Annotated in this window: 19 protein-coding genes; 9 read left to right on the forward strand and 10 right to left on the reverse strand. The window is 69.4% G+C overall.

Features of this window, described 5'->3' with window-relative positions:
- Positions 1–83 precede the first annotated feature (83 nt).
- Entirely contained in the window at positions 84–3,791 is a 3,708-nt protein-coding gene (locus JDV09_RS10180) for a multifunctional oxoglutarate decarboxylase/oxoglutarate dehydrogenase thiamine pyrophosphate-binding subunit/dihydrolipoyllysine-residue succinyltransferase subunit (RefSeq protein WP_372452889.1), read from the forward strand.
- A gap of 161 nt (positions 3,792–3,952) precedes the next feature.
- Here the strand turns inward: JDV09_RS10180 and JDV09_RS10185 are convergent, their stop codons facing one another.
- On the reverse strand, positions 3,953–4,297 hold the full coding sequence (locus tag JDV09_RS10185; protein ID WP_221368995.1) for a DUF732 domain-containing protein: 345 nt from the start codon (positions 4,295–4,297) through the stop codon (positions 3,953–3,955).
- Positions 4,298–4,434: 137 nt separating this feature from the next.
- On the opposite strand from JDV09_RS10185, the gene JDV09_RS10190 reads away from it, so the two are divergent.
- Complete coding sequence (locus JDV09_RS10190) at positions 4,435–5,265, forward strand: SDR family NAD(P)-dependent oxidoreductase (protein ID WP_221368996.1); 831 nt, start codon at positions 4,435–4,437, stop codon at positions 5,263–5,265.
- Between the two features lie 112 nt (positions 5,266–5,377).
- Here the strand turns inward: JDV09_RS10190 and JDV09_RS10195 are convergent, their stop codons facing one another.
- Together JDV09_RS10195 and JDV09_RS10200 are read right to left on the reverse strand one after the other, a co-directional pair.
- Positions 5,378–6,205, reverse strand: a complete 828-nt coding sequence (locus tag JDV09_RS10195) for a glycine betaine ABC transporter substrate-binding protein (RefSeq protein WP_255605118.1) — start codon at positions 6,203–6,205, stop codon at positions 5,378–5,380.
- 35 nt (positions 6,206–6,240) lie between these two features.
- Positions 6,241–7,440: an NAD(P)-dependent malic enzyme gene (locus JDV09_RS10200; protein WP_372452890.1), complete on the reverse strand. Its 1,200-nt coding sequence runs from the start codon at positions 7,438–7,440 to the stop codon at positions 6,241–6,243.
- Between the two features lie 158 nt (positions 7,441–7,598).
- Between JDV09_RS10200 and corA the strand changes: the two genes are divergently transcribed.
- Positions 7,599–8,708, forward strand: coding sequence for a magnesium/cobalt transporter CorA (corA, locus tag JDV09_RS10205; RefSeq protein WP_221368998.1), 1,110 nt, complete (start codon positions 7,599–7,601; stop codon positions 8,706–8,708).
- A 104-nt stretch (positions 8,709–8,812) separates the two neighbouring features.
- On the opposite strand, the gene JDV09_RS10210 is transcribed toward corA, so the two are convergent.
- Both JDV09_RS10210 and JDV09_RS10215 read right to left on the reverse strand, forming a co-directional pair.
- Positions 8,813–9,394 carry a suppressor of fused domain protein gene (locus tag JDV09_RS10210; protein WP_221368999.1) on the reverse strand — a complete coding sequence of 194 codons (582 nt, stop codon included), beginning with the start codon at positions 9,392–9,394 and terminating at the stop codon, positions 8,813–8,815.
- 204 nt (positions 9,395–9,598) lie between these two features.
- The gene (locus JDV09_RS10215) at positions 9,599–10,123 is read right to left on the reverse strand and encodes a general stress protein (protein WP_221369000.1); all 525 of its coding nucleotides are present in this window, start codon (positions 10,121–10,123) and stop codon (positions 9,599–9,601) included.
- A gap of 146 nt (positions 10,124–10,269) precedes the next feature.
- Between JDV09_RS10215 and JDV09_RS10220 the strand changes: the two genes are divergently transcribed.
- Positions 10,270–10,956, forward strand: coding sequence for a DUF4190 domain-containing protein (locus JDV09_RS10220; protein WP_221369001.1), 687 nt, complete (start codon positions 10,270–10,272; stop codon positions 10,954–10,956).
- Between the two features lie 47 nt (positions 10,957–11,003).
- On the opposite strand, the gene JDV09_RS10225 is transcribed toward JDV09_RS10220, so the two are convergent.
- Positions 11,004–11,960, reverse strand: coding sequence for an HpcH/HpaI aldolase/citrate lyase family protein (locus JDV09_RS10225; protein ID WP_221369002.1), 957 nt, complete (start codon positions 11,958–11,960; stop codon positions 11,004–11,006).
- Between the two features lie 26 nt (positions 11,961–11,986).
- On the opposite strand from JDV09_RS10225, the gene JDV09_RS10230 reads away from it, so the two are divergent.
- The 4 genes from JDV09_RS10230 to JDV09_RS10245 all read left to right on the forward strand — a co-directional run bounded on the left by JDV09_RS10230 (position 11,987) and on the right by JDV09_RS10245 (position 16,494).
- Positions 11,987–13,282, forward strand: a complete 1,296-nt coding sequence (locus JDV09_RS10230) for a magnesium transporter MgtE N-terminal domain-containing protein (protein WP_221369003.1) — start codon at positions 11,987–11,989, stop codon at positions 13,280–13,282.
- Positions 13,279–13,818, forward strand: a complete 540-nt coding sequence (locus JDV09_RS10235) for a DUF1003 domain-containing protein (RefSeq protein ID WP_221369004.1) — start codon at positions 13,279–13,281, stop codon at positions 13,816–13,818. Before JDV09_RS10230 ends, JDV09_RS10235 begins: the two co-directional genes overlap by 4 nt.
- A gap of 150 nt (positions 13,819–13,968) precedes the next feature.
- Positions 13,969–15,312: a lytic transglycosylase domain-containing protein gene (locus JDV09_RS10240; RefSeq protein WP_221369005.1), complete on the forward strand. Its 1,344-nt coding sequence runs from the start codon at positions 13,969–13,971 to the stop codon at positions 15,310–15,312.
- Between the two features lie 54 nt (positions 15,313–15,366).
- The gene (locus JDV09_RS10245) at positions 15,367–16,494 is read left to right on the forward strand and encodes an Mrp/NBP35 family ATP-binding protein (RefSeq protein ID WP_221369006.1); all 1,128 of its coding nucleotides are present in this window, start codon (positions 15,367–15,369) and stop codon (positions 16,492–16,494) included.
- Between the two features lie 75 nt (positions 16,495–16,569).
- Here the strand turns inward: JDV09_RS10245 and tatB are convergent, their stop codons facing one another.
- The 4 genes from tatB to sigE form a co-directional block, all read right to left on the reverse strand.
- The gene (gene tatB, locus JDV09_RS10250; protein WP_221369007.1) at positions 16,570–16,989 is read right to left on the reverse strand and encodes a Sec-independent protein translocase protein TatB; all 420 of its coding nucleotides are present in this window, start codon (positions 16,987–16,989) and stop codon (positions 16,570–16,572) included.
- A gap of 2 nt (positions 16,990–16,991) precedes the next feature.
- Complete coding sequence (htrA, locus tag JDV09_RS10255; RefSeq protein ID WP_308124079.1) at positions 16,992–18,479, reverse strand: serine protease HtrA; 1,488 nt, start codon at positions 18,477–18,479, stop codon at positions 16,992–16,994.
- 122 nt (positions 18,480–18,601) lie between these two features.
- The gene (rseA, locus tag JDV09_RS10260; RefSeq protein WP_221369009.1) at positions 18,602–18,997 is read right to left on the reverse strand and encodes an anti-sigma E factor RseA; all 396 of its coding nucleotides are present in this window, start codon (positions 18,995–18,997) and stop codon (positions 18,602–18,604) included.
- An 87-nt stretch (positions 18,998–19,084) separates the two neighbouring features.
- Positions 19,085–19,876 (reverse strand): RNA polymerase sigma factor SigE, encoded by a 792-nt coding sequence (gene sigE / locus JDV09_RS10265; protein WP_221369010.1) that lies wholly within the window; start codon positions 19,874–19,876, stop codon positions 19,085–19,087.
- Between the two features lie 176 nt (positions 19,877–20,052).
- On the opposite strand from sigE, the gene JDV09_RS10270 reads away from it, so the two are divergent.
- Positions 20,053–20,733, forward strand: coding sequence for an O-methyltransferase (locus tag JDV09_RS10270; RefSeq protein WP_221369011.1), 681 nt, complete (start codon positions 20,053–20,055; stop codon positions 20,731–20,733).
- The last annotated feature ends 16 nt before the right edge of the window (positions 20,734–20,749 follow it).

The following is a 20,749-nucleotide window of genomic DNA, read 5'->3' on the forward strand; positions in this document are numbered from 1 at the left end:
TGGCCCGAAGCGAAGAATTGAGGCGAAGAACGGCCGTGAGTTCACCATCACCATTCGGTCAGAACGAGTGGTTGGTCGAGGAGATGTACCGCAAGTTCCGCGAGGATCCCTCGTCGGTTGACGCCAGCTGGCACGAGTTTCTCGTCGACTACTCCCCCGAGCCCACCACCGAAGCCGCCCCGAGTGGCAACGGGAAATCCACGCCCGCTGCGAGCGCTCCGTCCGCGCCGGCCCCCGAGGCCGCCGGCAGCAACGGTGTCGCCCAACCCAAGTCGGGGCCACAGGACGGTGGCCCGCAGGTGAAATCTGAGAAACCCGCCGCCAAGGCCGAGCCCAAGGCTGCCGACAAGGCCGAGCCCAAGGCCGCCCCGGCCAAGCCGAAGGCGGCCGCGCCCGCGCCCGCCGACGACGACGAAACCCAGGTGCTGCGCGGCGCCGCGGCGGCCGTCGTGAAGAACATGTCCGCCTCGCTGGAGGTGCCGACCGCCACCAGCGTGCGCGCCATCCCGGCCAAGGCGATGATCGACAACCGGATCGTCATCAACAACCACCTCAAGCGCACCCGGGGCGGCAAGATCTCGTTCACCCACCTGCTGGGCTACGCGATCGTGCAGGCGGTCAAGAAGTTCCCCAACATGAACCGGCACTTCGCCGAGATCGACGGCAAGCCGACCGCCATCACCCCCGCCCACACGAATCTCGGCCTGGCGATCGACCTGCCGGGCAAGGACGGCAAGCGGGCACTGGTCGTCGCCGCGATCAAGAATTGCGAGACGCAGAGTTTCGGCCAGTTCATCGCGGCCTACGAGGACATCGTGCGCCGCGCCCGCGACGGCAAGCTGACCGCCGAGGACTTCGCCGGCGTGACGATCTCGCTGACCAACCCCGGCACGATCGGCACCGTCCACTCGGTGCCGCGGCTGATGCAGGGCCAGGGCGCGATCGTCGGGGCCGGCGCGATGGAGTACCCGGCCGAGTTCCAGGGTGCCAGCGACGAGCGGATCAACGAGGTCGGCGTCGGCAAGCTGATGACGCTGACGTCGACCTACGACCATCGCATCATCCAGGGCGCGGAGTCCGGCGATTTCCTGCGCACCATCCACCAGCTGTTGCTCGACGACGACTTCTACGACGAGATCTTCCGCGAGCTGGGCATCCCGTACGAGCCGGTGCGCTGGCGCATCGACAACCCCGATCCCACCGAGGACAAGAGCGCCCGGGTCATCGAGCTGATCGCCGCCTACCGCAACCGCGGGCACCTGATGGCCGACATCGATCCGCTGCGGCTGGACAAGACCCGCTTCCGCAGCCACCCGGACCTCGACGTCAACACCCACGGGCTGACGCTGTGGGACCTGGACCGCGAGTTCAAGGTCAACGGATTCGCCGGCAAGGACCACAAGAAGCTGCGCGACGTGCTCGGGCTGCTGCGCGACGCCTACTGCCGGCACGTCGGCGTGGAGTACACCCACATCCTGGAACCCGAGCAGCAGAAGTGGCTCGAGGAGCGCATCGAGGTCAAGCACGAGAAGCCGACCGTCGCAGAGCAGAAGTACATCCTGAGCAAGCTCAACGCCGCCGAGGCGTTCGAGACCTTCCTGCAGACCAAGTACGTCGGGCAGAAGCGCTTCTCGCTGGAAGGCGCCGAGACCGTCATCCCGATGATGGACGCCGCGATCGACCAGTGCGCCGAGCACGGCCTCGACGAGGTCGTCATCGGCATGCCGCACCGCGGCCGGCTCAACGTGCTGGCCAACATCGTCGGCAAGCCGTACAGCCAGATCTTCACCGAGTTCGAGGGCAACCTGAACCCGTCGCAGGCGCACGGCTCCGGCGACGTCAAGTACCACCTCGGCGCCACCGGCAACTATCTGCAGATGTTCGGCGACAACGACATCCAGGTGTCGCTGGTGGCCAACCCCAGCCACCTCGAAGCCGTCGACCCGGTGCTGGAGGGACTGGTCCGCGCCAAGCAGGACATCCTCGACAAGGGCAACGGCCCGGACGGCTTCACGGTCGTGCCGATGATGCTGCACGGTGACGCCGCGTTCGCCGGGCAGGGTGTGGTCGCCGAGACGCTGAACCTGGCGCTGCTGCGGGGGTACCGCACCGGCGGCACCATTCACATCATCGTCAACAACCAGATCGGCTTCACCACGTCGCCGTTCGACTCGCGCTCCTCGGAGTACTGCACCGACGTCGCGAAGATGATCGGCGCGCCGATCTTCCACGTCAACGGCGACGACCCCGAGGCCTGCGTGTGGGTAGCCAAGCTGGCCGTCGACTTCCGGCAGAAGTTCAAGAAGGACGTCGTCATCGACATGTTGTGCTACCGCAGGCGCGGCCACAACGAGGGCGACGACCCGTCGATGACACAGCCGAACATGTACGACGTCATCGACACCAAGCGCGGCGTACGCAAGACCTACACCGAGGCGCTGATCGGCCGCGGCGACATCTCGATGAAGGAAGCCGAGGACGCGCTGCGCGACTACCAGGGGCAGCTGGAGCGGGTCTTCAACGAGGTGCGTGAGCTCGAGAAGCACGCGGCGGCGCCGAGCGAATCGGTGGAGTCCGACCAGATGGTCCCGAGGGGGACGGCCACCGCGGTGGAGAAGTCGCTGCTGCACCGCATCGGCGACGCCCACCTGGCCTACGACGCGGAGTTCAACGTGCATCCGCGCGTGAAGCCGGTACTGGACAAGCGCCGGGAGATGGCCTACGAGGGCAAGGTGGACTGGGCGTTCGCCGAGCTGCTGGCGCTCGGCTCGTTCCTTTCCGAGGGCAAGACGATCCGGATGACCGGCCAGGACGTCCGGCGCGGCACGTTCACCCAGCGGCACTCGGTGATCATCGACCGCAAGACCGGCAAGGAGTTCACCCCGCTGGACCTGCTGACCGTCGACTCGGACGGCAACCCGACCGGCGGCAAGTTGATGGTGTACGACTCGGCGCTGTCGGAGTTCGCGGCGGTGGGCTTCGAGTACGGGTACTCGGTGGGCAACCCGAACGCGCTGGTGCTGTGGGAGGCGCAGTTCGGCGACTTCGTCAACGGTGCGCAGTCGATCATCGACGAGTTCATCAGCTCCGGTGAGGCCAAGTGGGGCCAGCTCTCCGACGTGGTGCTGCTGCTGCCGCACGGCCACGAGGGCCAGGGTCCCGACCACACCTCGGGCCGCATCGAGCGGTTCCTGCTGCTGTGGGCCGAGGGATCGATGACGATCGCGATGCCGTCGACGCCGGCGAACTACTTCCATCTGCTGCGCCGGCACGGCCTCGACGGGATCCACCGGCCGCTGATCGTGTTCACGCCGAAGTCGATGCTGCGCAACAAGGCCGCGGTGTCCGATCTGAAGGACTTCACCGAGATGAAGTTCCGGTCGGTGCTCGAGGAGCCGACCTACGCCGAGGGCGACGGCGACCGGTCGAAGGTCACACGCATCCTGCTGACCAGCGGCAAGCTCTACTACGAGCTGGCCGCGCGCAAGGCCAAGGACAAGCGGGACGACGTTGCGATCGTGCGGCTCGAGCAGCTCGCGCCGCTGCCGAGGCGGCGGCTCGCCGAGACCCTGGACCGCTACCCGAATGCCACCGAGAAGTTCTGGGTGCAGGAGGAGCCGGCCAACCAGGGGGCGTGGCCCACGCTGGGCCTGACGCTGCCCGAGCTGATGCCGGACCGGATGGCCGGGATCCGGCGCATCTCCCGGCGCGCGATGTCGGCTCCGTCGTCGGGGTCGTCGAAGGTGCACGCCGTCGAACAGCAGGAGCTCATCGACACCGCATTCGGCTGAGCCCGGCGGCGGCTTCGTTCCGCGAGCCCGGCGGCGGCTTCATTCCGCGAGCCCGGCGGCGGCTTCGTTCCGCGAGCGCGCGGGTCTGCACGTCGGCGCGCCGAAGACGCCGGCATTTCCCGCGCCGTCGCGGGCGTCGAACGCGCGCTGTCGGACCCTCGTCAGCCGAAGAACGAGAACGGCCGGCCGTCGGTGAGCGCGGTGACGGCCCGCGGGCAGAACATCTGGATGGCCAGGCCGGTGAACATGGTCGCCGGTCCGAGCGGACGGCCCAGCGTCTCGGCGACGTCGGCGGCGACGTCGGCGACGTCCTGCCCGGGTTCGGCGAGCATCGGGCACACCGATTCTCCCACCCGCACCGCGGTGGCCGGGTCGACCCCGTCGATGCGGTAATGCTCCAGCGCCGACAGGAAGGCGTCGGTGCTCGGGTCGGCCTGCGCCGGCGCGGCGGACAACATCGCCGCGAAGGCGACGGCCACGGCCACGGCCGGGTAGCGGATCTTCATGCCCTGATTTTCGCCGGCCGGCCCGCCGTCATTACTCAGCCCCGTCCCGGCGACGCGCACCCGTCGTACTCGGGACCGCGGGTACCGGGTAGCCTCACACCTACTCGACGCGCGTAGAACATCACGAGGGAGTGGATATGCAGGGCTTCGCCGGAAAGGTGGCCGTCGTGACCGGCGCCGGCTCGGGCATCGGTCAGGCGCTCGCGATCGAACTCGGCCGCTCCGGCGCCAGCGTCGCGATCAGCGACGTCGATACCGAGGGCCTGGCGGTCACCGAAGAACGCCTGAAGGCGATCGGCGTGCCGGTGAAGTCCGACCGGCTCAACGTCACCGAGCGGGAGACGTTCCTGGCCTACGCCGACGAGGTGGCCGACCACTTCGGGAAGGTCAACCAGGTCTACAACAACGCCGGCATCGCGTTCACCGGCGACATCGAGGTCACGCAGTTCAAGGACATCGAACGCGTCATGGATGTCGACTTCTGGGGTGTCGTCAACGGCACCAAGGCGTTTCTCCCCCACCTGATCGCCTCCGGCGACGGCCACGTCGTCAACGTGTCCAGCGTGTTCGGGCTGTTCTCGGTGCCCGGCCAGGCCGCCTACAACTCCGCGAAGTTCGCGGTCCGCGGGTTCACCGAGGCGCTGCGCCAGGAGATGGCGTTGGCCGGCCACCCGGTCAGGGTCAGCTGCGTGCATCCTGGCGGGGTGAAGACGGCGATCGCCCGAAACGGCACCGCCGCCGAGGGACTGGACGCCGAAGAACTCGCGGCGACATTCGACAAGAAGCTCGCCAGCACCACCCCGGAGAAGGCCGCGCAGATCATCCTCGACGGCGTCCGCAAGAACAAGGCGCGCATCCTGGTCGGCAACGACGCCAAGATGATCGAGATCGTCATCCGCGCGGCCGGTGCCGGCTACCAGAGCTTGTTCCCGAAGTTCGTCGCGAAGATGTCGCCCACGAAGAACTGAGCGCGCTCACCGGCGCCGAGCGCGCGCGAAAGGACGCCCGAACCGGCGTGTCGACGCGCAGACGCGCTCGCTCGCCGAAAGATCAGTGGCCGACAGATCAGTTGCCGACAGATCAGTTGCCGACACCGAGCGGGTGGGCCTCCAGCCACTGCCCGGCCACCACGCCGGGGTCGGCGCCCTCGGCGACCTGGCGGCGCATATCGGCCAGTGAGCCGGTGTCCAGCACACCGGCGATCTCGTTGAGCGCGAGCACCTGGGACTCGTTCAGCTCGTTGCGGCGATACAGCGGCACCAGATTCTCGGCCCGCACCAGCGCCGTCTTGTCCGACAGCACCACCACCTCGCCCGGCATGTCGGGCGACGCGGTGGTCGTCCACGCCGCGTCGATCCGGCCGACGCGCAGCGCGTCGAACAGCGCGTCATCGTCGGGGAACTGCCTGGCCTCGGGAAGCGTGCAGGTCCCCACCGACGCGGGACCCGGCGCACCGGCGACGGCGCCCACCGATACATCCGCGCAGGCGCGCAACACCGCCGAGATGTCGCGGTCACCCCACTCGTCGGCGGTACGCTCGGTCACCGCCAACGCCGGCTTGTCGTCGGCGGAGATGGTGTAGTCGCCAGCGGCGACGCCCTCGGGCAGCGCGGCGAGCAGGGATCGGTAGACCTGCACGTCCGAGCGAGCCGGCGAGTCGGGGTCGAGCCGGTGCAGCAACCGTCCGGTCAGGCCCGGCGCCACCCGGATCTCCCCAGAATCTAGCTGCCCCAACGGGTTCTCGGCAGTCTGCACGTGTGCCGGATTGCCGTAGAAGCGCAGCGCTGCCGCATACAGCTGTGCCACCAACTGGTCCTGCGGGTCGTCTGCCGCACCGATCGGGATCGACGGCGGTGGCGGCTGCCCCCCACACCCCGCCGCGAGCACAACCACCGCCAGGACGGCCAACAGCAGCGGCAGACCGTTGCGAGCGGGCGTACGGATCAGTCGACCTGGTCCTCGGACGCCGCGGCCACGGCGGCCGCCACCGCTGGACCCACCCGCGAATCCAGCGCACTGGGCACGATGTGGTCGACCGCAAGGTCGTCACCCACCACGCCGAAGATCGCTTCCGCCGCGGCCACCTTCATCTTCTCGGTGATGCGACGGGCGCCGGCGTCCAGGGCGCCGCGGAACACCCCGGGGAACGCCAACACGTTGTTGATCTGGTTCGGGAAGTCGCTGCGGCCGGTGGCCACCACCGCGGCGTATTTGCGGGCCGCGTCGGGATGGATCTCCGGGTCGGGGTTCGACAGCGCGAACACGATGCCGCCGGGCGCCATCGTCGCGATGATCTCCTCGGGCACCACGCCCGCCGACAGGCCGAGGAACATGTCGGCACCGTCGACCGCCTCGGCGATCCCGCCGGTACGCCCACTCGGGTTGGTGCGCACGGCCAGCTCCGCCTTGAACGGGTTGAGGTCGGTGCGACCGGTGTGCACGATGCCCTTCGAGTCCAGCACGGTGATGTCGGTGACGCCCGCGGCCAACAGCATGTTCGCGCACGCCACGCCAGCGGAGCCGGCGCCGGAGATCGCCACCCGCAGCGCGCGCATGTCGCGCTTGAGCGCGGCGCACGCGCCGTGCAGCGCCGCGAGCACGACGATCGCGGTGCCGTGCTGGTCGTCGTGCATGACCGGGCAGTCCAGCGCCTCGATGACGCGGCGCTCGATCTCGAAGCATCGCGGTGCTGAGATGTCCTCGAGGTTGACCGCACCGAACGTCGGGCGCAGCCGGATCAGCGTCTCGACGATCTCGTCGGGGTCGTTGGTGTCGAGCACGATCGGGATGGAGTCCAGCCCGCCGAAGGATTTGAAGAGCGCGCTCTTGCCCTCCATCACCGGTAGCGACGCGGCCGCGCCGATATCGCCGAGGCCGAGTACCGCGCTGCCGTCACTGACCACCGCGACCAGCCGATTGGCCCACGTGTAGCGCTTGGCCAACGTCGCATCGAACGCGATCGCGCGGCTGACCTGCGCCACACCGGGGGTGTAGGCGATCGACAACGCGCGCTGGGTGTCCAGCGGCGCTTTCAGTTCGACCGAGAGCTTGCCGCCCTCATGGGCCTCGAAGATCTCGCTGTCCTCGATCACGACCTGGGGTGTGCGAGCCGTCGCCGAGGGCTCGCGGGAAGAGGAAACCACACTGTCCGTCACGGGCGTCAGGGTAACCGACGGGACGACCTCACCGGAACAGGTTCCCCCTCTGTGAGCAGTCTGATCGGCCTGTGCCGCGTACGATCACTGCAACCCGGTCACGGGCAAGCCGATGCGGAATCTCGTGCCGGAGGGAGGTTCGGTGCATGCCATCGTTTCGCGCCCTGCCACCATCGCTGCTGCGTCAAGGTGCACGCTCCAAGACCCAGTACGAACACGATGCCCGCCGGATCCACGTCCCGGTCTCCCAGGCGATGGTCGACTGCGCCGTCTACTGCGACGGCAACCGGTTGCCGGGCAAGTACACGCACTCCGCGGCGCTGAGGAAGGTCCACGACATCGAGACCGAGGGCCGTGACGCGTTCGTCTGGATCGGCCTGCACGAGCCCGACGAACACCAGATGCAGGCCGTCGCCGAGGTGTTCGGCCTGCACGAACTCGCCGTCGAGGACGCCGTGCACGCCCACCAGCGGCCCAAGCTCGAGCGCTACGACAAGACGCTGTTCCTGGTGCTCAAGACGGTGAAGTACGTCGACCACGAATCGATCGCCAACGCCCGGCAGATCGTCGAGACCGGCGAGATCATGCTTTTCGTCGGGGCCGACTTCGTTGTCACCGTCCGCCACGGTGACCACGGTGGCCTGGCCGGCGTCCGGCGGCGCCTCGAGGAGTCGCCCGCGTCGCTCAAACTCGGTCCCTATTCGGTGATGCACGCGATCGCCGACCACGTGGTGGACACCTACCTCGACGTCACCGACCTGATCGAGACCGACATCGACGCGATGGAGGAGGACATCTTCTCCCCGCTGGCCCAGACCGAAATCGAGTGCATCTACCTGCTCAAACGCGAGGTCGTCGAACTCCGTCGCGCGGTGAGCCCGCTGACCATCGACCTGCAACGCATCGGCACCGACCACCACGACCTGATCAACGTCGAGATCCGTCGATACCTGCGCGACGTCCTCGACCACACCATCAAGGCCTCCGAGCGGATCGCCAGCTTCGACGAACTGCTCAGCTCGCTCGTGCAGGCCGCACTCGGCAAGGTCGCCATGCAGCAGAACGTGGACATGCGCAAGATCTCCGCCTGGGTGGCGATCGCGGCGGTACCCACCGCGATGGCCGGCATCTACGGCATGAACTTCGACAACATGCCCGAACTGCACTGGACCTTCGGTTACCCGGCGGTGCTCACCGTGATGGCAGCCGTGTGCTTCCTGCTGTACCGCACGTTCCGGCGCAACCACTGGCTGTAGGGCTCACGCCGGATTGGCGGCCCGCCGCTCACGCCGGATTGGCGGCCCGCCGCCGTGGGTCGGACTGGCGGCCCGCCGCTCACGCCGGATTGGCGGCCCGCCGCTCACGCCGGATCGGCGGCCCGCCGCCGTGGGTCGGTGGTGTCCACCCCGTCCTGCAGCCACGCCTCGCGCATCGCGTCCGCCCCCTTCAGCCGCACCCAGGCCGCCTCCGTCGCGGTGATCGGCACCGCCGAGAGCAGCACCACCGGCGACATCGGTTCGGGCAACACCACGTCGCCGATATCGCTGTCGCCCAGCAGGAACGCGGTGAACGGCGCCCCCTGCCACAACGGCGTCTCGAGGTCGACCAGCGCACCCGGTTCCAGCACCAACCCCTCGACCGTGGGCGCCGCGGCGACCACCGCGATCGACCGCGCCAGCCCCTTCGGCGGCGGGCCGCGCAGCGCGACGACGACCTCGGCGCGCGGACCGCGCACCGGATCGGAGAGCAACTCGGCCGGATCGACTATCGGATGCCGTGAACAGCCCACCGAAATATATTGCGCAGCAACATCTTCCGATACGAAGAACCGCATGATGCCGATGCGCTCGGCGCCGAGGAACGTTATGGCGGCCTCGTCGGGCTCCACCGCGAAGTGCTCGCGCAGATGTGCCCGAACCCGATCCAGAACGTCGTCGCTCACCGGTCGCCGGTCACCCGGTCCAGAACGATCTCACCCATCGAGGCCACACCGTAGATGCCCGGCGACGACCTGCGCAACATCCGCACATCCGCGCAGCAGCGCGCGTTCGCCGGCCGTGAGGGTGCGCGTAAGCGCGACTGCGACCGGCGTGGCGCGTTCAGACACGCTCGCTCGCGGACGGGAGGTGCCCCCAGCCGCCGGAAATCAGATCGTCAAGCGCGCCAGCAGATCCCGGCCCTGCTCGGCGCCCTGGGGGTCGCACAGCACGTCGTAGCGCCCGGCCACCAACTGCATGGTCGAGCTGAAATCTCTTGTGCCGCGCGCCATCGCGTAGGGGACCGCCGAGGTGATCAAGCCGAAGAACACACCGGCGATCAGGCCGGTGATCAACGCGCTCCATGGATTGCCGAAGAAGCCCAGGATCAGGCCGATGAACAGGCCCAGCCAGGCGCCGGTCAGCACCCCGCCACCGAGGACCTTGGGCCAGGTCAACCGTCCGGTGACCCGTTCGACCTGCATCAGATCGACACCGACGATCGTCACCTGCTGGACCGGGAACTGCTGATCCGACAGATAGTCGACGGCGCGTTGCGCCTCGGCATAGGTGGGATAAGAGCCGATCGGCCACCCCTTGGGCGGCGTGGGCAGGCCTGCCGCACGGCCGCGCCCCGACGCTGCTGCGCCAGGTGCCACACCGGGTTTCTGTCCGGGCTGGAACGGGCTGGTCATGGGTCTGAACTCCTTCGATGACGTGGCGACCACGTGCGCGTCTGCATGTATTCGTTCTCGTCCACAGGGTCAACGCCGCAGACACGCCAATGGTGCCCCGCTCGCGCCCACCTCGGGTTTCCTGCACTTAGGCTAGGTTGATCAGCATGACAAATCCGGACGACGACGCAGGCCGAATCGAGTCTTCCGATTCCACCGCCGGTGGGTCCGAGCCCTCCTCGGGTGCATACGAGCCGCCCCCGATCGAGGATTCCCAGGGGTCGCCGACACCGCCAACACCGTCGTCGGACGAGACGATTCCGGCCTACAGCCAGCCACCACCACCGCCGGGATACCAGCCCCCGCCGGCCTATCCGCCGTCGGGGTACGCGCCCCCGTCCGGAGACTTGCCTGCATCGGACTACCCGCCGCCTGCGGGATACGTGCCCCCCTCGGGAGACTTCCCCCCACCGGGCTACCCGCCGCCGCCCCCCGGGTACCCGCCGACCTATCCCGACGCGGGAGCGCCGCCGCCGTACCCCGGCCCCGGGGAACCGTCCTATCCCCCGCCACCGCCGTACACCGCGGGCGGCTACCCCGGCACCGAATACGGCTACGGCACTCCGCCACAGCCCGGGACCAACCAGCTGGCCATCGCCTCGCTGGTGGCATCGATCGTCGGCGTGTGCTGCGGGCTCGGGTCGATCGTCGGGATCGTGCTCGGCATCATCGCGCTCAACCAGATCAAGCAGACCCGCCAGGGTGGCCACGGTCTGGCGGTGGCGGGCATCGTCGTCGGTGGGGTGAGCCTGCTGATCAACCTGGTGTGGATGTTCAACGCCATCAGCTTCTGACGAGCGATAGCACGCCATGACCGGCGGGCAGCACCCCGTCGCACCGGTCAGACCGGCGGATGGAATCGCTCACCGGTGCGCTGCATGCCCGCCGCGCGGCCCTTGCCCGCGATCACGAGCGCCATCTTGCGGCTGGCCTCGTCGATCATCTCGTCACCGAGCATCACCGCCCCCCTGGCCCCGCCCGCCCGCGAGGTGTGCCACTCGTAGGCCTCCAGGATCAGCTCGGCGTGATCGTAGGACTCCTGGCGCGGGCTGAAGATCTCGTTTCCCGCCGCGATCTGATCCGGGTGCAGTACCCATTTGCCGTCGTACCCGAGTGCGGCCGAACGCCCGGCAACCCGGCGGAAGGCGTCCACGTCGCGCACCTTCAGGTACGGCCCGTCGATCGCGGCGATGCCGTTGGCCCGGGCGGCGACCAGGATGCGCATCAGCACATGGTGATACGCGTCGCCCTCGTGGTAACCCAGCGGTTGTTCACCGACCTCCAGGGTGCGCATGTTCAGGCTCGCCATCAGGTCGGCGGGACCGAGCACCAGCGCCTGGACCCGCGGTGCCGCGGCGATCGCGTCGACATTGGTCAGGCCGCTGGCGTCCTCGATCTGCGCCTCGATCCCGATCCTGCCGACCGGCAGCCCGTGGGCTGCCTCCAGTTGACCCAGCAGCAGATCCAGGGCATGCACGTGCGAGACGTCGGTGACCTTGGGCAACACCACGATGTCCAGCACCGCGCCGGCCCGGCCGACCACCTCGATGACGTCGGCGTGTGTCCAGGGGGTGGTCCAGTCGTTGACCCGCACACCGCGCAGCTGACCGGCCCACCCCGGCTCGGTCAGCGCACCGGCGACCCGCAGCCGCGCCTCGGGTTTCGCGTCCGCGGCCACGGCGTCCTCCAGGTCGAGGAATACCTGGTCGGCAGGCAGGCTCTTGGCCTTCTGGATCATCTTGGGGCTGCTGCCCGGCACGGACAGGCACGTGCGGCGGGGTCGATACCGGTTTTCCACAACAACACTCTCTACCCTTGACAACCATGTCGTCGGTCAACAGGGTCTACGCGGCCCGACTCGCGGGAATGGTGGTGCTCGGCCCCGACGGCGAGTCGATCGGTCGTGTGCGCGACGTCGTCATCGGCATCACGATCGTGCGGCAACAACCCCGGGTGCTCGGCCTGGTCGTCGAGTTGCTCACCCGTAGAAGGATTTTCGTCCCGATCCTGCGGGTCACCGCGATCGAGCCGGGAGCGGTGACGCTGTCCACCGGCAACGTGTCACTGCGCCGCTTCTCGCAGCGGCCCGGCGAGGTCCTCGTTCTCGGGCAGGTGATCGAGACCCGCGTGCGCGTCGACGACCCCGATCTGCCGCAACTGGCCGGCATCGACGTGATCGTCGTCGATCTCGGTATCGAACAGAGCCGCACCCGCGACTGGATGGTCACCAAGGTCGCGGTGCGGCCGCAACGCAGGCTGGGCCGTCGCAGCAACGTCCACACCGTCGACTGGCAGCACGTGCAGGGTCTCACCCCGTCGGGCCTGGCAATGCCCGACCAGGGGGTCGCCCAACTGCTCGAGCAGTTCCAGGGCCAGCGACCCATCGAGGTCGCCGACGCGATCCGCGAGCTGCCCCCCAAACGGCGCTACGAGGTGGTCAAGGCACTCGACGACGAGCGGCTCGCCGACGTGCTGCAGGAACTGCCGGAGGACGAACAGCTCGCGGTGCTGCAGCAGCTCAAGGCCGAGCGCGCGGCCGACGTGCTCGAGGCGATGGATCCCGACGACGCCGCCGACCTGCTGGGAACGATGACGCCCGCGGATGCCGAACAGTTCCTGCGCCGGATGGATCCCGAGGATTCCGAGGACGTCCGGCGACTGCTGAGCCACTCGCCGAATACCGCGGGCGGCCTGATGACATCCGAGCCCATCGTGCTAGCGCCGGACACCACGGTGGCGGAAGCCCTTGCGCGCGTGCGTGATCCGGATCTCACTCCGGCGGTGGCGACGCTGGTGTTCGTGGTGCGCCCGCCGACCGCAACCCCCACCGGTCGCTACCTGGGCTGCGTGCATCTGCAGCGCCTGTTGCGTGAACCGCCCGCCGCCCTGGTCAGCGGGATCCTCGACAGCGACCTGCCGAGTCTGCGGCCGGAGGATTCGCTGGGCGCACTGACCCGCTACTTCGCGGCGTACAACCTGGTGTGCGGACCAGTGGTGGACGACGAAAACCACCTCCTCGGCGCTGTGTCGGTCGATGACGTGCTCGACCATCTGCTTCCCGACGACTGGCGTGAACGCGAGGCCGAACCGGTGATCGTGACTGCCGAAGGCGCCTCATGAGCGAGTCCTCGGCCCGTCAGCGGCTGGACACGCCACGGGTGTCGCGCTCGATCGCCCCGCGGCTGGACGTCGAGGCCGTCGGACGGTTCAGCGAACGCATCGCGCGCTTCCTGGGCACCGGCCGCTACCTCGCGATCCAGACCATCGTCGTGATCCTGTGGATCCTGCTGAACTTCGGCGCGTTCGCCTGGCAATGGGATCCCTACCCGTTCATCCTGTTGAACCTCGCGTTCTCCACCCAGGCCGCCTACGCCGCCCCGCTGATCCTGCTCGCCCAGAACCGGCAGGAGAACCGGGACCGGGTGGCGCTGGAGGAAGACCGGCGACGCGCCACCCAGACCAAGGCCGACACCGAATACCTCGCGCGCGAGCTGGCGGCGCTGCGCCTGGCCGTCGGCGAGGTCGCCACCCGCGACTATCTCCGCCGCGAACTCGAGGAGATCCGCGACCTGATCACCGACTTGCACCCGCCCACCGGACCCGACGAACCGGGCAAATCGGACGCCGCCGAGAAGCGCACCAAGAAGTCCGGCTGACACGGCTGTGCGATTGCCGTTACACACTCGTGCCCCAATGGGTATGGTGACTTGGTTCACAGGCGATCCGACACCGAGGACGGTTGAGTGCACAAGGGAGGACGCTCGGCCCTCCGAGCAGCGCGGAGTCGAGCGGGACAGGTCGTCCGCATGCCGGTCGTCGGCGTCGCCGCTGTCCTCACGCCGCTGCTGCTGGCCGGCGCCGTCGGCGCCTCGGCCCCGTCGACCCTTGCCGCGGGCCAGGACGCCGCGGTGCTGCCGCTGGCCGCCGTCGAACCCGAGGTCGACGGCCCGTCCGGCGTGGCGGTGGTCGCGGTCGCCAAGACGCCGCCCGCGCTGCACATCGTCGGCTCCCCGATCTCCGGGCCGCCCCCGGCGGCGGTCGTCAACGCTCCGGGAACGCTGCGGATTCCGTCGATGGCGCTGGCTGCCTACCGCAACGCCGAGAGCATGATGGCCACCGCCTATCCCGGCTGCGGGGTGAGCTGGAACCTGCTGGCCGGTATCGGGCGCGTCGAATCGATGCACGCCAACGGCGGCGCGACCGACGCACGCGGCACCGCGGTCCGGCCGATCTACGGCCCCGCCCTGGACGGCACGCTGCCCGGCAACGAGGTGATCGTGCAGAGTCGCACCGCCGACCGGGTGGTCTACGCCAGGGCGCTGGGCCCGATGCAGTTCCTGCCCGGCACCTGGTCGCGCTACGCCTCCGACGGCGACGGCGACGGCAAGGCCGACGTCCAGAACCTGTTCGACGCATCGCTGGCCGCGGCCCGTTACCTGTGCAGCGGCGGGCTGAACCTGCGCAACCAGCCCGACGTGATGGCCGCCATCCTGCGCTACAACAACTCGGTGGCCTACGCGCGCAACGTGCTCAGCTGGGCCGCCTCCTACGCCACCGGGGTGGTCCCCGTCGACCTGCCGCCGATCACCGGGCCGGTCCCGGTGCTCGCCAGCGGCGGCGGCACCGCCGCGAACGCCCACCTCAACCAGCCCGGCGGAATCGGGCCGGGTCTACCGCTGAACGCGACCGGCCTGCCCGCCAATGATCCGTTGTCGCTGCTGCCGGCCATGGGGCGCACCGACGTCGCCGGCCTGCTCAACACGAACGTCCCCGGCTTCGCGCCGGGCCAGTCGCTGGGCCCGCTGCCCGGCCCCGCGCCCGCCCCTCTGGCGGCGCCCGAGCCGGCCCCGCCGCCGGCGTGGCTGCCGCCGTGGATGCAGCCGCCACCACAGCAGCGGCCCGACTGCGCGGTGTTCTGCATCAAGGACAATCTCCCGCCGGCCGCTCCGCCCGCCGTGGCACCGGGGCCGGTCCTCCCGGGTCTGCCCGCGGCCCCGGCGGCCGGGCCGCTACTGCCCGCTGCGCCGCCGCCCGGGCCGTTACTTCCCGCTGCGCCGCCGCCCGGGCCGGCGTTCCTTGCCGACCCGGTGGCACCGCCGGTCATCGGGCTGCCACCCGCTCCCGGGCCTGCGCCGGGCCCGGTCGGCTGAGGTCACCGGCCCGCATTCGGGCCTGGGTCGGTCGGCGGCATAGACTCGCAGACGATGTCTCCCACTGCGACTGACCTGGAATCGGCCGTCCGCGCCGCGTTGGCCAAGGTGATCGACCCCGAGTTGCGGCGTCCGATCACCGAGCTCGGCATGGTCAAGAACGTCACCGTAGGGCACGACGGCTCCGTGCACGTCGAGGTCTACCTCACCACCGCCGCCTGCCCGAAGAAGACCGAGATCTCCGAACGGGTGAGCCGGGTCGTCAGCGACGTGCCCGGCACCGGCGCGGTGCGGGTGAGCCTCGACGTGATGGACGACGAGCAGCGCGCCGAACTGCGCAAACAGCTGCGTGGCGATTCCCGCGAACCGGTCATCCCGTTCGCCCAGCCCGGATCGCTGACCCGGGTGTACGCCGTCGCCTCGGGCAAGGGCGGGGTCGGCAAGTCCAGCGTCACGGTGAACCTGGCCGCCGCGATGGCCGCGCGCGGACTGTCCGTCGGGCTGCTCGACGCCGACATCTACGGGCACTCGGTTCCCCGGATGATGGGCACGACCGATCGCCCCACCCAGGTCGACTCGATGATCCTGCCGCCCATCGCCCACGACGTCCGGGTCATCTCGATCGCGATGTTCACCCAGGGCAACACCCCGGTGGTGTGGCGCGGACCGATGCTGCACCGGGCGTTGCAGCAGTTCCTGGCCGACGTGTACTGGGGTGATCTGGACGTGCTGCTGCTCGACCTGCCGCCCGGCACCGGGGACATCGCGATCTCGGTGTCGCAGCTGATCCCGGGCGCGGAGATCCTGGTGGTGACGACCCCGCAGCTGGCGGCCGCCGAGGTTGCCGAGCGGGCCGGGGCGATCGCGCTGCAGACCCGCCAGCGCATCGCCGGCGTGGTGGAGAACATGGTCGACGGGCCGCTGATCAAGATGTTCGGCGAGGGCGGTGGCCGCCAGGTCGCCGAGAGCCTGTCGCGCTCCGTCGGCGCGGAGGTGCCGCTGCTGGGTCAGGTTCCGCTCGATCCGGGGCTGGTCGGTGCGGGCGACACCGGAACTCCGGTGGTGCTCAGCGCGCCGGACTCGCCGGCCGGCAAGGAACTGCAGAAGGTCGCCGATGCGCTGTCGAGCCGCAAGCGTGGGCTGGCAGGCATGTCGCTCGGGCTGGACCCCGCCGGCCGCTGACGTTGTCCGCCGAAATGGCATTCCGGCGGGCCCGCACTCGGTCTTTCGCTGCTGGAATGCGATTTCGGCGAAAGGTCAGGTGGCGTCGGTATCGAACTTCGTGGCGCCGGGTTCCGCCGGCGGCGCTGGCGCCACCGGCTTCGATGCATCCGCGGCCGTGACGGGCTTTGGCGCGTCCGGCGACACCGGCTTGTCCGCCGCATCGAACCTGCCGGTGAAGATGGAGTCGTCTCCGTCGAGCAGATGCTTGGTCAGCGCGGCGCGCGGGGTCATGCCGCGCAGCTTCTGCAGCTCCGAGAGCGGTTCGCGGAGGTCGTCGAAGTCGGGGCCGAGATCCTCACGCAGCTGTGCCGTCGCGCCGGTGACGTAGTCACGGGCCTGCCGCAGCGCACCCGCCGTCCACCGGATGGCACCGGGCAGCCGCTCCGGCCCGAGGATGACCAGACCCGCGATCACGAGGACGAGCATCTCGCCCCAGCCGACGTTGGAGAACATCGCTACGTGCTGTTGTCGGCACCAGGGGTCACCGTGAGGGTGACCGTGCGGCCGTCGCGGACAACCTCGATGGGGGCCGGCTGACCGATCTCGAGCTGGCGCACGGCGACGACGAACTCGTCGGCGTCGGCGACGGTACGGTCGCCCACCTTGATGACGACATCGTTCTCCAGGATGCCGGCCCGCTCGGCGGGACCGCCGGCCGTCACGTTGGCGATCTGGGCGCCCTGGGCGAGATCGTTGCTCACCGAGCGTGCCGTCAGCCCTAACGTCGGGTGGGCGATCTTGCCCTGCTCGATCAGCTTCTCCACGACGCGCTTGACCTCGTTGACCGGGATCGCGAACCCCAGACCGCTGGCGCTGTCGGAAAGCGACTTGCCTGCGGTGTTGATCCCGATGACTTCGGCGTTCATGTTGATCAGCGGGCCGCCGGAGTTGCCGTGGTTGATCGACGCGTCGGTCTGCACGCCGTCGATGACGGTGTCGGTGTCGGAGCCGTCCCCGGACAGCGGCACCGGCCGGTGCAGGGCGCTGATGATGCCGTGGGTGACCGTGCTGCGCAGCCCCAACGGCGCGCCGGCGGCGATCACGTACTCGCCGACCTGGAGCTTCTCCGAATCGCCGAGCCGGGCGACGACGAGATTGTCGACGTTGTCGACCTTGAGCACCGCGAGATCGGTCTTCGGGTCGCGACCGACCAGGTTCGCCGGAACATCGGTGCCGTCGTTGAACACCACCGCGATCTTGAACTTGCTCGGGTTGGTGGCGGCCTCGGAGATCACGTGGTTGTTGGTGACGATGTAGCCGCGGCCGTCGACGACGACGCCAGACCCTTGCGAACCCTCGGTGTCACTGGTGGCCTCGATGGTCACCACCGAGTCGGCCACCGCGGACGCGACGTTGGCGAACTGCCCGCCGTCCTCTGCGGGGACGTCGCTGGTCTGCAGCGTCACCTTCGACGTGGTGAACGCCTCGACGACCTCGGCGGTCTTACGGCCGACCCAGCCACCGGCCACCCCGATCACCAGCGCGACGATGGCCAGCACCGCCAGCGCGACGTAGGAGACCTTGCCGCCGAAGAGCACGTCGCGCACGCCGAGCTTCCCGGTCGGAGCGGTCGACGGTGCGGCGGCCGTCGGCGCGAGCGCCGGAGTCCCCAGCCCGACCGGCGCACCCGGATTGCGCCATGGGTCATCGGCGTCACCGAACGCGTCATCGGAGTCCGGATCCAGCGCGCCGGCATCGGCGGGGTGGCGTTGCAGGGAGTCACCGCTCGCAGCGGGCCTACCGAACGCCTCGGCGAGTACCGGGTCCGGCGCCAGGTCCTTGGGCGCGTACCGGCCCTGGTCGCGGTGCTGGTCGGCGCCCAGGAAGGAGCCGTCCACACCGGAGGGCCTGCCGAACGTTCGCTGGGCCGCCGGATCAACCGGTGGACGCGACACGGGGCGCGGCTCCAGCCGCTCCCGACCGGACTGGTCCAGATTGGTCACCCGTTCATCGCCCTTCTCGATATCACTCGGCATCCGTCGAACCCCGTCGAACCCGTCGACACCCCACAGCGCGACGCCGACGAGCGCCGGCCCACACCGGAGGATCGGCTCAAACCTCTACCTTACCGGCGCTTACGGCGGACGCGCTCGACCTCTTCAGCTAACTGCGCCGTCGCGGCGGGATCTGGCGGATCGGCCGGCGCGCGGTTCGGGATCTGCGACAACAGGCCAAGCAGAGAACTCGGCATGTCAACCGGACAGGAATCCCGCAACGCCGCGCGGGCCTGACGCTGGGCGTCGACCTCGACCGCGCACTCCTGGCACAGCGACAGATGATGGGCGGCCCGCAGGTGGGCGCTCATGCGCAACTCGCCGTCGACGAACGCGGCGATCGCCTCGGTGGAGAGGTGCTCGGTCGACCCGAACTGCCGAGGCCCGACGGGGCCGTCACTCTGCGAGGCGAATTGCGATGGGAGCCAGGAGAAGGCGCGCCGGAACGCGTGCCCGGGTTCGAACATCGCCCAGCTCCTCTCGACTCCCTGTCAGGTCACACCGGTGGCCTTCTCCGAATGTAGCGCGGCTGGCTGTGCGCCGGCGCAAGACGGTCAGGCCGATGCGGCCATGTCGCGCGGACCGGTCGCACCGCCGGGGTGCCGTGCCAGGTGATCACGCAGCGCCTGCCGGCCACGGTGGATACGGCTGCGCACGGTGCCGAGTTTGACGCCGAGCGTGGCTCCGATCTCCTCGTAGGACAGTCCCTCGATGTCGCACAGCACGACCGCGGCGCGGAACTCCGGCGGCAGCGAGTCGAGCGCGGCCTGCAGGTCGGGCCCCAACCGGGAGTCGTGGTAGATCTGCTCGGGGTTCGGCTCGTCGGCGGGCACCCGGTCGTAGTCCTCGGGCAGCGCCTCCATGCGGATCCGGCCGCGGCGGCGGACCATGTCCAGGAACAGGTTGGTGGTGATGCGGTGCAACCACCCCTCGAAGGTGCCGGGCTGGTAGTTCTGCACCGAGCGGAACACCCTGATGAAGGTCTCCTGGGTCAGGTCCTCCGCGTCGTGCTGGTTGCCGGACAGGCGGTAGGCGAGCCGGTAGACCCGGTCGGCGTGCTGACGGACCAGCTCGTCCCAGCTGGGCATCGTGGTCTTGTCGCCGGTCGCGTCGAACACGGCCGTCCCGGTCAGCTCATCGGCCGGCTCAACCCATTCGGCATCGGTGTACTGCTCGAGGTGGGCCATCGAGACAGGCGCAGAGACGGGAGAGGCTGGCACAGTGGTCGTCGGATCCTCCAGGTCGTGACGGCAGCGCTCATCGGCCGGCCGCTCGATATCGACAACACGCCGAGGTGCCGGTGTGTTCCCGAAGCGCCGACCATCGCCAGATGCGCCATCTGTCATGCGAACACCGTCTCCCGTGGTGGTGTGGTGGGCATATGAGCAAACTGAACATTTCCTGAGAAAGATTTCTACCCCTTTTCCCACCAGCGGAAACTTCGCCCCGAAGACCCCATTCTCGCTGCTCGGGCCGGGCGTGTCGCACCCCGGGGGTGACCGGTTCGCTCTACGCTGCGGGCATGGCCAGCACCGACGAGCCGGAGACCGGCTCCCGCGAACCGGCACCGCGGGCGAGTCAGGCCGAGGCGATCGTCGCCCACGCCGAACATTCCATCTCCGAGGACGCGATCGTGGCCGCGGCCAGGGAGCGCGCGGTCGACATCGGCGCAGGCGCGGTGACGCCCGCGGTCGGGGCGCTGCTGTGCGTTCTGGCCAAGCTGACCAACGCCCGCGCGGTCGTCGAGGTGGGCACCGGAGCCGGGGTCAGCGGGTTGTGGCTGCTTTCGGGTATGCGCGAGGACGGCGTGCTGACGACGATCGACGTGGAGCCCGAGCACCAGCGCATCGCCAAGCAGGCGTTCACCGAGGCCGGCGTGGGCCCGGGCCGCACCCGGCTGATCAGCGGCCGCGCCCAGGAGGTGCTCACCCGACTGGCCGACGAGTCCTACGACCTGGTGTTCATCGACGCCGACCCGGCCGACCAGCCGCAGTTCGTCGTCGAGGGGGTGCGCCTGCTCCGCCCGGGCGGCGCCATCATCGTGCACCGGGCCGCACTCGGCGGCCGGGCCGGTGACGCGTCGGCCAACGACACCGAGGTGAGCGCGGTACGCGAGGCGGCGCGGTTGATCGCCGAGGACGAGCGACTGACCCCGGTGCTGATCCCGCTCGGCGACGGGTTGCTCGCCGCCGCACGCGACTAGCTGTCCGGCTCCATCT

Origin of the sequence: Mycolicibacterium xanthum, from assembly GCF_019710635.1 — a bacterium.
In the GTDB taxonomy this organism is placed as follows: Bacteria; Actinomycetota; Actinomycetes; order Mycobacteriales; family Mycobacteriaceae; genus Mycobacterium; species Mycobacterium xanthum.